The 12,968-nt window shown below is 69.7% G+C and carries 14 protein-coding genes; 11 read left to right on the top strand and 3 right to left on the bottom strand.

Going from position 1 to position 12,968, the window contains the following annotated elements:
* Positions 1 to 150: 150 nt before the first annotated feature.
* The 3 genes from asnB to ACWEMY_RS07730 all read left to right on the top strand — a co-directional run bounded on the left by asnB (position 151) and on the right by ACWEMY_RS07730 (position 3,788).
* A complete protein-coding gene (asnB, locus tag ACWEMY_RS07720) occupies positions 151 to 2,094 on the top strand; it encodes an asparagine synthase (glutamine-hydrolyzing) (protein ID WP_452389325.1) in 1,944 nt (647 codons plus the stop codon).
* 93 nt (positions 2,095 to 2,187) lie between these two features.
* Positions 2,188 to 3,372, top strand: a complete 1,185-nt coding sequence (locus ACWEMY_RS07725; RefSeq protein ID WP_452389326.1) for a hypothetical protein — start codon at positions 2,188 to 2,190, stop codon at positions 3,370 to 3,372.
* The gene (locus ACWEMY_RS07730) at positions 3,369 to 3,788 is read left to right on the top strand and encodes a hypothetical protein (protein WP_452389327.1); all 420 of its coding nucleotides are present in this window, start codon (positions 3,369 to 3,371) and stop codon (positions 3,786 to 3,788) included. Before ACWEMY_RS07725 ends, ACWEMY_RS07730 begins: the two co-directional genes overlap by 4 nt.
* Positions 3,789 to 3,839: 51 nt before the next feature.
* Here the strand turns inward: ACWEMY_RS07730 and ACWEMY_RS07735 are convergent, their stop codons facing one another.
* Both ACWEMY_RS07735 and erpA read right to left on the bottom strand, forming a co-directional pair.
* Positions 3,840 to 4,766, bottom strand: a complete 927-nt coding sequence (locus ACWEMY_RS07735; protein WP_375937939.1) for a carbohydrate kinase family protein — start codon at positions 4,764 to 4,766, stop codon at positions 3,840 to 3,842.
* 195 nt (positions 4,767 to 4,961) lie between these two features.
* On the bottom strand, positions 4,962 to 5,318 hold the full coding sequence (gene erpA / locus ACWEMY_RS07740) for an iron-sulfur cluster insertion protein ErpA (RefSeq protein WP_067496006.1): 357 nt from the start codon (positions 5,316 to 5,318) through the stop codon (positions 4,962 to 4,964).
* Positions 5,319 to 5,633: 315 nt separating this feature from the next.
* Here erpA and ACWEMY_RS07745 point away from each other — a divergent pair, with 315 nt between their 5' ends.
* Positions 5,634 to 6,236 carry a DUF3043 domain-containing protein gene (locus ACWEMY_RS07745; protein WP_452389413.1) on the top strand — a complete coding sequence of 201 codons (603 nt, stop codon included), beginning with the start codon at positions 5,634 to 5,636 and terminating at the stop codon, positions 6,234 to 6,236.
* Positions 6,237 to 6,294: 58 nt separating this feature from the next.
* Here ACWEMY_RS07745 and ACWEMY_RS07750 read toward each other — a convergent pair whose 3' ends face one another.
* Entirely contained in the window at positions 6,295 to 6,462 is a 168-nt protein-coding gene (locus ACWEMY_RS07750; RefSeq protein ID WP_452389328.1) for a hypothetical protein, read from the bottom strand.
* An 86-nt stretch (positions 6,463 to 6,548) separates the two neighbouring features.
* Between ACWEMY_RS07750 and ACWEMY_RS07755 the strand changes: the two genes are divergently transcribed.
* From ACWEMY_RS07755 to ACWEMY_RS07785, 7 genes are all read left to right on the top strand, one after another.
* On the top strand, positions 6,549 to 7,511 hold the full coding sequence (locus ACWEMY_RS07755; protein ID WP_452389329.1) for a helix-turn-helix domain-containing protein: 963 nt from the start codon (positions 6,549 to 6,551) through the stop codon (positions 7,509 to 7,511).
* Between the two features lie 173 nt (positions 7,512 to 7,684).
* Positions 7,685 to 8,602, top strand: coding sequence for an alpha/beta hydrolase (locus ACWEMY_RS07760; RefSeq protein WP_452389330.1), 918 nt, complete (start codon positions 7,685 to 7,687; stop codon positions 8,600 to 8,602).
* Between the two features lie 73 nt (positions 8,603 to 8,675).
* Positions 8,676 to 9,515: an NAD(P)H-binding protein gene (locus ACWEMY_RS07765; RefSeq protein WP_452389331.1), complete on the top strand. Its 840-nt coding sequence runs from the start codon at positions 8,676 to 8,678 to the stop codon at positions 9,513 to 9,515.
* An 88-nt stretch (positions 9,516 to 9,603) separates the two neighbouring features.
* Entirely contained in the window at positions 9,604 to 10,125 is a 522-nt protein-coding gene (locus tag ACWEMY_RS07770) for a bifunctional adenosylcobinamide kinase/adenosylcobinamide-phosphate guanylyltransferase (RefSeq protein WP_452389332.1), read from the top strand.
* 79 nt (positions 10,126 to 10,204) lie between these two features.
* Positions 10,205 to 11,278, top strand: a complete 1,074-nt coding sequence (cobT, locus tag ACWEMY_RS07775) for a nicotinate-nucleotide--dimethylbenzimidazole phosphoribosyltransferase (protein WP_452389333.1) — start codon at positions 10,205 to 10,207, stop codon at positions 11,276 to 11,278.
* A 67-nt stretch (positions 11,279 to 11,345) separates the two neighbouring features.
* The gene (locus ACWEMY_RS07780) at positions 11,346 to 12,095 is read left to right on the top strand and encodes an adenosylcobinamide-GDP ribazoletransferase (protein ID WP_452389334.1); all 750 of its coding nucleotides are present in this window, start codon (positions 11,346 to 11,348) and stop codon (positions 12,093 to 12,095) included.
* Positions 12,096 to 12,228: 133 nt separating this feature from the next.
* A complete protein-coding gene (locus tag ACWEMY_RS07785; RefSeq protein WP_452389335.1) occupies positions 12,229 to 12,942 on the top strand; it encodes an MBL fold metallo-hydrolase in 714 nt (237 codons plus the stop codon).
* Positions 12,943 to 12,968 lie beyond the last annotated feature (26 nt).

The following is a 12,968-nucleotide window of genomic DNA, read 5'->3' on the forward strand; positions in this document are numbered from 1 at the left end:
GACCTGCGGTTTGATCATCGCCACGGTCGGGCCGGGTCCCGGTGACCGGGTGAGCGCGGCGTGTCGGCGCCGGGTGCGGCATACTCGGACACAGCGTTTCGGCCCGCCCGTGGCCACCCCATCATCGAACGAGAGAAGGTTGCCGACACCGTGTGCGGACTGCTCGGATTCCTGACAGCTGAGACGGCGACGACCGAGGTGGTCGATCAGGTGTACGACGCCCTGCACTGCCAGCGGCACCGTGGGCCCGACGAGAAGGGCACCTGGCACGACGAGCACATGATCTTCGGCTTCAACCGCCTGTCGATCATCGATATCGAGCACTCGCACCAGCCGCTGCGCTGGGGCCCCGCGGACAACCCGCAGCGCTACGCCATGACCTTCAACGGCGAGATCTACAACTACCTGGAACTGCGCGAGCAGCTGGCCGCCGAGCACGGCGCCGAATTCCCCGAGGGCAAGATCTTCGCCACCGACGGCGACGGCGAGTCCATCGTGGCCGCCTTCCACTTCTGGGGCCCCGAGGCCGTGCGCAAGCTGCGCGGCATGTTCGCCTTCGCGATCTGGGACACCGAGAAGCAGGAACTGTTCCTGGCGCGCGACCCGTTCGGCATCAAGCCGCTGTTCTACGCCACCGGCCCCGGCGGCACCGCCTTCGCCAGCGAGAAGAAGAGCGTGCTCGAGCTGCTGAGCCCGCTCGGCGTCTCCGACGACCTGGACCCGCGCGCCCTCGAGCACTACACGGTGCTGCAGTACGTGCCCGAGCCCGAGTCGCTGCACGCGAACATCCGCCGCCTCGAATCCGGCACCTACGCCACCGTGCGGGTCGGCCAGGCGCCCCAGGCCACGCGCTACTTCCGGCCCGACTTCCGGGTGCGCCCGTTCGCCGAGGGCGCCGCGCAGGCCCGCTACGCCGAGATCGCCGCCGCGCTCGAGGACTCCGTCGCCAAGCACATGCGCGCCGATGTCACCGTCGGCTCGTTCCTGTCCGGTGGCATCGACTCCACCGCCATCGCCGCCCTGGCCATGCGGCACAACCCGAAGCTCATCACCTTCACCACCGGTTTCGAGCGCGAGGGCTATTCCGAGGTCGACGTGGCCGCCGAGTCCGCCGAGCTGATCGGCGCGCGCCACATCGTCAAGGTGGTCTCGCCCGCCGAGTTCGCCGCCGCCATCCCCGAGATCGTCTGGTACCTCGACGACCCGGTCGCCGACCCGGCGCTGGTGCCGCTGTACTTCGTGGCCAAGGAGGCCCGCAAGCACGTCAAGGTGGTGCTCTCCGGCGAGGGCGCCGACGAACTGTTCGGCGGCTACACCATCTACCGGGAGCCGTTGTCGCTCAAGCCTTTCGAGTATCTGCCCGCCGGGCTGCGCAAGCTCGTCGGCAAGCTCGGCGACCGCATTCCCGACGGCAAGCGCGGCAAGTCGCTGCTGCAGCGCGGCTCGCTCACCCTCGAGGACCGCTACTACGGCAACGCCCGCAGCTTCAACGACGCCCAGCTGCGCGCGGTGCTGCGCGAGTTCCGCCCCGAGTGGACCCATCAGGACGTCACCGCCCCCATCTACGCCCAGTCCGCCGGCTGGGACCCGGTCGCGCGCATGCAGCACCTGGACCTGTTCACCTGGCTCCGCGGCGACATCCTGGTCAAGGCCGACAAGATGACCATGGCCAACTCCCTGGAACTGCGTGTGCCGTTCCTGGACAACGAGGTCATGCGCGTGGCCCAGGGCCTGCCCTACGACCAGAAGATCACCAAGGAGACCTCGAAGTACGCGCTGCGCCAGGCCCTGGACGGCATCGTCCCCGACCACGTCCTCAACCGCGCCAAGCTCGGCTTCCCGGTCCCCCTGCGCCACTGGCTGCGCGGCACCGAACTCTACGACTGGGCCGAGTCCCAGATCGCCGACTCCCAGACCGACCACCTCATCGACAAGGCCGCCGTCCACCAGATGCTGCGCGACCACAAGGCAGGCGTGTCCGACCACAGCCGCCGCCTCTGGACCCTGCTGGTCTTCATGATCTGGCACGGCATCTTCGTCGAGAACCGCATCAAGCCCGAAATCCAGGAACCCACCTACCCGGTGTCCCTGTAGCTTCCCGGCCCGGACGCCCCCTCGATCGAAAGATCAGGGGGCGTTCGCCGTTATGCTGGCCCACGAAGGGAAGTACATGGGGAACGGGGAGACATGGCCACATCATCCACCGGGACACCGGACGCCACCGATCTGACGGTCGCACAGGTCCTGTCCTGGCAGCCGACGACATTGTCCACACTGGCGACGCGGTGGTCCGAGCAGGCACGCGGGCTGGCGACCATCGATGACAGCGCCTATCGCGCTGTCGACAGCAGTCTCGATTTCTGGCGCGGCGACGCTGGTACCGCCATGCGCGCCGGCCACGACACCCTGCGCACCGCCACAAAGATCCTGATCACCGCCCTCACCGACGGCGCCGCCGCCGCGAGTGCCGGCGCGACCGAGGTCGACGCTGCCCGCACCGCGGTCGAGCGCGCGGTCGGCACGGCTGAGACCAACGGCAACGAGGTCGCCGGCGACGGCACCGTCTCGCTGTCGACCACCACCCACCAGACGCTGCTCACGCAACTGCCCGACGCCACGTCCTACGCGCTCGCCGCCGGCGCGCTGCAGGTCGACGCCGACAGTTCCAGCACTGCGGTCAAGCAGGCACTCGCCCAGGCCGGTACGGCGGCGGCAACGGTGGCCACGGCGATCGAGCAGGCCTTCGCCACACTCGCCGATAGCGAGACGCTGATCAGCCCGGCTCCTCAGAACATCGACGGCCGCGAGATCTGGGACACCACCTCCGACCCGCAGGGCCGCGCCATACTGCAGCGCTATCTGACCGGCGGCGGGGACTGGTACATCAACAGCGACCCGGAGTGGTCGGAGTACATGAAGAACAACCAGCTGCTGCGCAGCCAACTCGATGAGCCGGTGACCACGGCGGCCCAGGCGGCGCTGCAGGGCTACCTGGCCAACGGCAATCCCTCGCAGGCCGGTACGCCGCAGAGCCTGCACGCCGAGATCGAGAACGGCGAGGCCATCATCGGCTATCAGTATCTACACGGAACCGACTCGACCGTCGGCGATTTCACCTTCGTGCCGAACTCGACGGTCAAGCCACTCGGGGACGGCACCTACGAGGTGACGATGTACAACAGCTACACCTGGAACGACATCATCGACCCGAATCCGCAGTACGGCTCCGATCAGACCAAGAGCGCGATCGCGGAGGCGATCACGCTCGGCACCGCCGACCCGTACAACATCCACATCAACTGGACCGGGAACACCACCTTGATCATGGACGCGTCCGGCAAGGTGCTCAGTCAGAGCGGGTACCCGAAATGAGGCGCCGGACGGTGCTGGGTCTGGTGCTCGCAGGGGTGGTGCTCACGGGGGCGTGTGGCCCGGCCGACGACGCTACCGATCGGGAGCCGACGACCGCGCAGGCCCGGTTCGCCGTTCCCGGGACTTCGGCGATCTCACCCAGCGGCTTCTACGAGGCGAGGGTCAATCCGGACGGGGACCTGTCCATGTTCGTGTCGATCGTCGATACCCGCACCGGCGCAGAGGTTTTCCACGGGACCGACAAGTACAGCACCAGCAGGCATCATCGCTATGTGGTCGGCTGGCTGTCCACCGCGCCCGAGGAACTCTGGATCCGGACCGGTGACGTGGGTACTTTTCGCGTGGACCGCGCCCAGGACGGTACCTGGACCAAGTCGGGCCCGAAGTTCGTTCCGGCCGAGGTCGCCGACTGGTAGGCACGACGACGCCCCGGACCCGAACGGTCCGGGGGCGTCGAAGGGTCCGGCCTACAGCAGGGCGGAGAGTTCGTCGGCGGCGTCGGTGCCGTAGGCCTTGGTGAGGCGTTCGACGGCTTCGTCCTTGTTCAGGGTCCATTCCTGGGTGCCGGTGGTCTCGAGGACCAGTACGGCGATCAGGGAGCCGAGCTGGGCGGCGCGTTCCAGGCTCAGGCCGGCGCGGTGGGCGGTGAGGAAACCGGCGCGGAAGCCGTCGCCGACGCCGGTCGGGTCGACCTTGGCCACCTCGGGCACCACGCCGACGCGCACCTCGGTGCCGTCGGCGTCGACCACCAGCACGCCCTCGGCGCCCAGCGTGGTCACCCGGATGCCCACCTTGGCGGCGATCTCGGCCTCGCTCAGGCCGGTCTTCTGCAGCAGCAGGCCCCACTCGTACTTGTTGGTGAACAGGTAGGCGGCCCCGTCGACCAGTTCGGCGGCCTGCTCGCCGTCCAGGCGGGCCAGCTGCTGGGAGGGATCGGCCGCGTAGGCGATGCCCTGCGCCTTCGCCTGGCGCGTGTGCGCCACCATCGCCTCGGGATCGTTGGCGCCGACCAGCACCAGGTCCACCTCGTGCGCGGCCGCGATCGCGGCGATGTCGATATCGCGCGCCTCGCTCATCGCCCCGGGGTAGAACGACGCGATCTGCGCCATCGCCTCGTCGGTGGTGCAGACGAACCGCGCGGTGTGCGCGGTGCCGGAGATGTGCACCGCCGAGCAGTCGACGCCGTTGTCCTCCAACCACTTCCGGTATTCGGCGAAGTCGGCCCCCACCGCGCCAACGAGCAGCGGCCGCTGCCCCAGCAGGCCCATCGCGTAGGCGATGTTTCCCGCCACCCCGCCACGACGGATCTGCAGATCGTCGACGAGGAAGCTCAGGGACACATGATCGAGTTGATCGGCAAGCAGCACATCGGCGAACTTGCCGGGGAATCGCATGAGGTGGTCGGTGGCGATGGACGCGGACACAGCAACAGACACGAGGCAGGGCCCCTTCGACGCTAGGCGGGGAAACAGAAAAAGCCCGGGATCACCCGATCCCGGACTTCAACGGTAGCAAGCGCCACAACCCCCGCGGTTCACCTCGACGTAACCCCGCACGTTCGGATACGGGGTTACGTGAAGCACCGAATGTCAGTTGAAGCTATCGCCGCAGGCGCAGGAACCGGTGGCATTGGGGTTGTCGATGGTGAAGCCCTGCTTCTCGATGGTGTCGACGAAGTCGATCGAGGCGCCCTGGATGTAGGGGGCGCTCATGCGGTCGACCGCGAGCTTGACGCCGGAGAACTCGACCACGATGTCCCCGTCGAGGACACGGTCGTCGAAGAAGAGCTGGTAGCGCAGGCCGGCACAGCCACCCGGCTGGACGGCGATGCGCAGGGCGAGGTCGTCGCGACCTTCCTGGTCGAGCAGCGCCTTCGCCTTGGCGGCGGCAGCGTCGGTCAGCGTCGCACCGTGGGTCTCGGTGGCGGTCTCGTTCTGCACAGTCATGGACACTCCTAATTCGACTCAGCCCGTCAACGGACCTCAGGTGCACAGCGCACGACACACATCAACGTCGCAGCGCTCGCTGTTATTCCTATCTTGCCACCCGCACGTCGATCGGTGGACACGCCCTGGGTGCTTCGCCCCACACTACCCCCGCTCGCCGGGTGATCCGGGTCACGCGGCGGGGGCCGATGAGACCGGGCGCACCGCGTCCCGGACCGCATTACCCCCGCGCGGGCCCCATCGAATAGCCTGGTGAACGTGAAATTGTTCCGTCGTGACGAGTCCAGCACCATCGACGAGTCCGTCGACCCCTCGGTGCCGGACGCAGATCAGGCCGCCGCCGCTTCCTCGTCGACCACTCCCGGCAAGGGCCGTCCGACGCCGAAACGGCGTGACGCGGAGGGCAAGCGACGCGGCCCGGTGGCGCCCGCCCCGATGACCGCCAAGGAAGCGCGCGCCCGCCGCAAGGCCGCCAAGGGCAACAAGGAAGACCGCAAGGCCGCCGCCGCGGATCGCCGCGCCGCCGTGCAGGAGCGTCGCGCCCGCATGCTGGCCGGTGAGGACAAGTACCTGCTGCCGCGCGATCAGGGCCCGGTGCGCGCCTATGTGCGCAATATCGTCGATGCCCGGCGCAATCTGGTCGGCCTGTTCATGCCGATGGCGCTGGTGCTGATCATGTCGATGTTCGTCGCTCCCGGCCTGCAGACGATCGTCACCCTGGCGATGCTGGTGATGATGGTGTTCATGATCATCGAGGGTTTCGTGCTCGGCAAGATCGTGAACAACCGGGTGATCGAGCGGTTCCCCGACACCACCGACACCGGTTTCAAGCTGGGCTGGTACGCCTTCGTGCGCGCCTCGCAGATCCGCAAGATGCGCGCTCCCAAGCCGCAGGTGGGCCCCGGCGACGCCATCTGACCCTCTCCGAACTGCTCGAATGCCGTTCCACCGCGCCGGTGGGGCGGCATTCGTCGTCTCAGCTGTGGCCGCGCGGGATATTGCTCGCGTAGCCGGCGATGGCGGTGAGTTCGGCGGTGATCCGCTGGGCGTCGCGGTCGACGATGCCCGTCGATCCGGCGGTGCCGCGCCCGATCAGCACGGCGAATCCGATGATGACGGCGAGGACGACAAGAAAAGTAACCATGGCAGAAAGTTTGCGCTCGTCGGTTTTCCGCCGAAAGTGGCTGTTCTGTCATTGTGCGCAAAGATTCAGCCAGATAGCATGAACGCATGCTGTCGAAGGTCGCCGTGGTCCTCAACGACCGGCTCGCCATGTTCGAATTCGGCGTGGTCTGTGAGGTTTTCGGGCTCGACCGCACCGGCGACGGTCTGCCCGGCTTCGATTTCCGCGTGTGCGGCGTCGAGCCCGGCAAGCCCTTGCGTTCCACCACTCCCGGCGTCACGGTGACCCCGGACTACGGCCTGGACGAGCTCGCCCACTCCGACCTGGTCGCCGTCCCGGCCTTCCCGATCGATGTCGAGCACGCCTACGACCCGCGCGTCGTCGGGGCCGTCCGCGACGCCTCGGCCGCGGGCGCCACCGTGCTCACCGTGTGTTCCGGCGCCTTCCTGGCCGGTGCGGCGGGCCTGCTCGACGGCCGCAAATGCACCACCCACTGGCGCTATGTCGACCGGCTGGCCACCCAGTTCCCGGAGGCGACGGTGGACCCCGACGTGCTGTTCGTCGACGAGGGGAACCTGATCACCAGCGCGGGCACCGCCGCCGGCATCGACGCCTGCCTGCACCTGGTCCGCCGCGAGATCGGCTCGGCGGCCGCCAACGGCATCGCCCGCCGCATGGTGGTCCCGCCCCAGCGCGACGGCGGCCAGCGCCAGTTCATCGAGCAGCCGGTGCCCACCTGCACCACCGCGGGCCTGGCGGGCACGCTGAGCTGGCTCACCGAGAACCTGGCCGAACTGCACACCGTCGACGATCTGGCGGCTCGCGCGGGCATGTCCACCCGCACCTTCGCCCGCCGCTTCGCCGCCGAGACCGGCACCACCCCGGTCAAGTGGCTCACCACGCAGCGCGTGCTGTTCGCCAAGGGACTGCTCGAGGCCACCGATCTGCCGCTGGACCGGGTGGCCGAGCGCTGCGGTTTCGGTTCCGGCGCGCTGCTGCGCCACCATTTCCAGCGGCAGGTCGGCATCGCACCCACCGAATACCGGCGCCGTTTCGGTGCGCGGCGGTGAGTGTCACGCGATCGTCATGTTGACGCGAAAGCCCTGTGAGTCAACACAATCGGGCGCCTATCACGGTTGTATCACGAGCGATTTCGCTTGACGGGATCATCGGGCACTGATCAGCTGATCGGGTGTTCTGCGCTGGGCCGGGTAATTCTCGTTGGTCGATCAAAGTCCTGAGTGTGGCCGCGGCCGCGATCATCACCTCGGTGCTCGGTGTGGCCGCCGCGGTGGCCGCCCCGCCCGGATCGCGCACGCCCGCGGGTGGTTTGGAGCAACTGACCGTCCCGTCCTCGATGGGCCCGATCACGGTGCAGGTGCAGTGGGCGGCCAGGGGCGGCGGTTCGGCGCTCTACCTGCTCGACGGCCTGCGCGCGCCCGCCGATCACAACCAGTGGACCACCGACACCGACGCGCTGCGCCGATTCGCCGGTGACGACGTGACATTGGTGTTCCCCGTCGGCGGCCATTCCAGTTTCTACACCGACTGGTACCGCGCGAGCAGCACCAACAACCAGGCCGTCACCTACAAATGGGAAACGTTCCTCACCCGCGAACTCCCCGATTTCCTCGCGGGGTACGGAGTTTCGCGCACGAACAACGCGATCGTGGGCGCCTCGATGGGCGGTAACGCGGCCCTCGTGCTGGCGGCCCATCACCGCGACCAGTTCCGTTTCGCCGGTTCGTTCTCCGGATTCGTGAATCCGACCTATCCGATGTGGAACCAGGCCATGCGCGCGGCCATGATCGACGAGGGCAATTTCGCCGTCGACGACATGTGGGGCCCGCCCGGCGATCCCGCGTGGGCGCGCAACGACGCCACCGTGCAGGCCGAACTGCTGCGCGGCCTGCCGATCTACGTCACCACCGGCAACGGCATGCCCGGCTCCCCCGACCTCGCCAACGGTTTCGGCAACACGGTCAACGCGATGGCGCTCGAGTCCATGGCCGCGGTCGCCGCGGGCATCTTCCGCGACCGCGTCACCGAGCTGGGTGTCTCCGCCCGCGTCGACATCCTCAACGGCACCCACACCTGGCCGTACTGGCAGCAGGCCCTCGCCACCGCCCGCCCGCTGATCCTGGACGCCCTTTCCGCCTGACGACCCGGCATGGACAACCGCGGCGGAAGCCGTTACCGTTCGAGTTAGTCAGTCAACTAACTCAGGAGTAGTCGTGATCGTGGTGACCGGAGCGACCGGGAATGTCGGACAACCGCTGGTGCGGATCCTCGCCGAGGCGGGCGAGAAGGTGACGGCGGTGTCGCGCCGGATTCCGGACGAACTCCCGGACGGCGTGCGGCACGTGGCCGCGGATCTGAGGGACCTCGACAGCGTGGCGGAGGCGTTCCACGGGGCGGAGAAGCTGTTCCTGCTCTTCTCCCCCGGTTCCTTCGCCGCGGACGTCCCCGCGATTCTCGCGGCGGCGGAAACCGCGGGGGTAGGCCATGTCGTCTTGCTGTCGTCCCAGGGCGTGAGCACCCGGCCCGACAGCGCGTCACACGGGGAATTCGGGAAGACGATCGAGGACGCGGTGCGGCGAAGTGGGCTGACCTGGACTTTCCTGCGGCCCAGCGGTTTCCAGTCGAACGCCATGGCCTGGGCCGAGCAGGTCCGGGCCGAGCGGACCGTCAGCGCGCCCTTCGGTGACACCGGCGTGCCCTTCGTCGACCCGGCGGACATCGCCGCGGTGGCCGCGGTCGCGCTGCGCGAGGACGGGCACGCGGGCCGGATCTACGTCCTGACCGGGCCCGCCCCGGAAACCCCGAGGGAACGGGCGCGCACGCTGGGCGATCTCCTCGGCGAGCCGGTGCGTTTCGTCGAGCAGACCCCGGATCAGGCGCGGGCACAGATGCTCGCGTTCATGCCGCCGGACGCGGTCGAGACCACCCTCGCCATTCTCGGCGACCCGACCGAGGAGGAGTCGCGCGTCAGTCCCGATGTCGAGGACCTGCTGGGTCGCGCGCCCAGCCCTTTCGCCACCTGGGCGCGACGCCACGCCGCCGTGTTCCGCTGACCCGCGGTCCAGGATCGGCGCGTCGGCGGCCACGGTTTCGCCGCTGCCGGACGTGGGTCGGGCGGCCGTCGGTTGCTACGGTGCTCGGATGTCTGTCCGCACCCTTGTCCTCGGCGGCGCCCGGTCCGGGAAATCGGCCTTCGCCGAGCATCTCCTGAGCGACGAGCCCGCGGTGCGGTATCTGGCCACGGCGGTGCTCGATCCGGCCGACGACGACTTCGCCGAGCGGGTCGCGGGTCATCGGGAGCGGCGTCCGGCGCACTGGTCGACCGTCGAGAACACCGAGCCCGCAACGGTTCTGGGCGAGCCGGGACCGGCCGTCCTGCTCGACGACATCGGCACCTGGCTCACCGCGCGGCTCGACGCCAGGGCGGCCTGGGAGGCACCGCGCGGCACCGTGTCCCCCGACTGCGACACACTGGTCGACGCGGTGGCCGAGTACCGGGGGCGGCTGGTGATCGTCTCGCTCGAGGTGGGCCTGGGTGTCATCCCGGCGACCCGCTCGGGCCGGTTGTTCCGTGACGAGATCGGCACCCTCAATCAGCGGCTCGCGGCGGTGTGTGACGAGGCGTTCCTCATCGTGGCCGGGCTGCCGGTCCGGCTGAAATGATCCGGGCCGGTCTGTGCGACGGCACCCGATCCGGGCAAGATGAGTCCGACACCCGGCACCACTGTCGAAAGGCTTGCTAGTGACTCACGGATTCGACCCGGTCGCGGCCCCGGACGCGCGGGTGCGCGCGGCGGCCGAGCAGCGCCAGCGGCAGCTGACCAAGCCGGCCGGATCGCTGGGACGGCTCGAGGAGATCGGCAACTGGGTCGCCGCCTGCCAGGGCGTGTGCCCGCCACGGCAGTTCGAGCGGGCCCGCGTGGTGGTCTTCGCCGGTGACCACGGCGTCGCGAAGCACGGTGTGTCGGCCTACCCCAGTGAGGTCACCGCGCAGATGGTGGCCAATTTCCTGGCCGGCGGCGCCGCGGTGAACGCGCTGGCCGCCGTCGCGGGCGCGACCGTGCGGGTGGTCGACATCGCCGTGGACGGCGACACCGATCCCACGGTGTCGGCGCACAAGATCCGCCGCGGCAGCGGTGCCATCGACCGCGAGGACGCGCTGACCGAGGACGAGGTCGCCGCCGCGCTGGCCGCCGGTCGCGCCATCGCCGACGAGGAGATCGACGCGGGCGCCGACCTGCTCGTCGCCGGGGACATGGGCATCGGCAACACCACCCCCGCCACCGTGCTCGTGGCCACCCTCACCGGCACCGAGCCGGTCGCCGCCGTCGGCCGCGGCACCGGCGTGGACGACGCGGGCTGGATCCGCAAGGTCGCCGCGATCCGCGACGGCATGCGCCGGGCCCGCCCGATCGCCAAGGACCCGGTCGACCTGCTGCGCGTCGCCGCGGGCGCCGACTTCGCCGCCATGGCCGGATTCCTCGCCCAGGCCGCCGTCCGCCGCACCCCCGTCCTGCTCGACGGCGTGGTGGTGACCGCCGCCGCCCTGGTCGCCGAGGACCTCGCCGCGGGCGCCAAGGACTGGTGGCTGGCCGCGCACCGCTCCACCGAACCGGCTCACGACCTGGCCCTGAAGCACCTGCGCCTGGACCCGCTCATCGACCTGTCCCTGCGCCTGGGCGAGGGTTCCGGCGCGCTGACCGCCCTGCCGATCGTGCGTGCCGCGGTCGCCGCGCTCGCCGAGATGTCGACCTTCGCCGACGCGGGCGTGAGCACCGCCGAGGACGAACCGGCCGCGCTCGACCTGACCAAGTGAGCGCACCCCGCGCATCGATCCCGGGACGCACGCGCGTGACCACGTCGTGGTGGCGGCCGGTGTCGCTGTGAACGCCGTGCGGTTGGCCGTCTCCTGGCTCACGGTCGCGCCGATCTCCGGGCCCGCGACCGTCGATCGCCGCGGCGCGGGGCACGCGATCACCCTCGCCCCGGTCGTCGGCCTGATTCTCGGCGCGATCGCGACGGGCGCGATGTGGGCGCTCGGCCGGGCCGGACTCGACCCCCTGCTCGCGGGGCTGCTCACCGTCGGCCTGCTGGCCCTGCTCACCCGGGGCATGCACCTGGACGGCCTGGCCGACACCGTCGACGGGCTCGGTAGTTACGGTCCGCCGGAGCGGGCCCGGCAGATCATGAAGTCCGGGGGCGCGGGGCCGTTCGGGGTGGCGGCGCTGATCTTCGCGATCGGTATCCAGGCGGTGGCGTTCGCGGCGCTGGCCGGGCAGCAGCGGTGGTGGGCGATCGCGCTCGCCGTCGCGGTGGGCCGGGTGGCCGTGGTCGTCGCGTGCCGCACCGGGATTCCCGCCGCTCCCGAGGCCGGTTTCGGGGCGCTGGTCGCGGGCACCCAGCGGCCCGTGGTGGTGGCGGGCTGGTCGGTCGCCGCGCTCGCCGGGGCCTGCGTGGCGGTCCCCGCGACCCTCTGGCTCGGCCCGCTCGTCACCGCGATCGCCCTCGCGGCGACCTGGCTGATCGTGCGGCACTGCGCGCGCCGCTTCGAAGGGCTGTCCGGCGACATCCTCGGCGCGGTCGTGGAGATCACGGTTTCGCTTGCCGCCGTTGGCTTTTCGCTCACGATCTAGCCGGGTCGCCGCGTCCCGGCAAACTCCGAGTGGTCACAAGACCGGCATCGGGCACTTGTGCCGTCGCACAGACCGTCCGCTCATCGGTACTCGGTTGCCTCCCCAGCACACCGGTGGCAATACAGTGGACGCCATGTCTTCCGAGCGCCTCTACTTCCGCCAGCTGTTGTCCGGCCGGGATTACGCCGTCGGCGATCCGATCGCCACCCAGATGCGCAATTTCGCGTATCTGATCGGCGATCGGGAGACGGGTGAGACCCTGCTGGTCGATCCGGCGTACAAGGCCTCGGACCTGGTCGAGGTCGCCGAGGCCGACGGCATGCGGGTCAGCGGCGTGCTGGCCACCCACCACCACCCCGACCACGTCGGCGGCACCATGCTCGGCTTCACCCTGGGCGGGGTGGCCGAACTGCTCGAGAAGACCAGCGTCGCGGTGCACGTGAACAAGCAGGAGCTGGACTGGGTCGCCCAGACCACCGGCATCGCCCCCAGCGAGCTGACCGGCCACGACAACGGGGACAAGGTCACCGTCGGCGCCTTCGAGATCGAGTTACTGCACACCCCCGGCCACACCCCCGGCAGCCAGTGCTTCCTGTTCGACAACCGCCTCATCTCCGGCGACACCCTGTTCGTCGACGGCTGCGGCCGCACCGACTTCCCCGGCGGTGACTCCGACGAGATGTTCCGCAGCCTGCGCCGCCTGGCCGCCCTCGACGGCAACCCCACCGTCTACCCCGGCCACTGGTACTCCGAAGCCCCCAGCGCCGCACTGGGTTCCATCAAAGACAGCAACTACGTCCTGCGCCCCCAGACCCTCCAGCAATGGCAGGCCCTCATGCCGGGCTGAAACGCCACGAGCGGGTTCCCCGTGAA

It is taken from the genome of Nocardia sp. NPDC004415 (assembly GCF_053602435.1).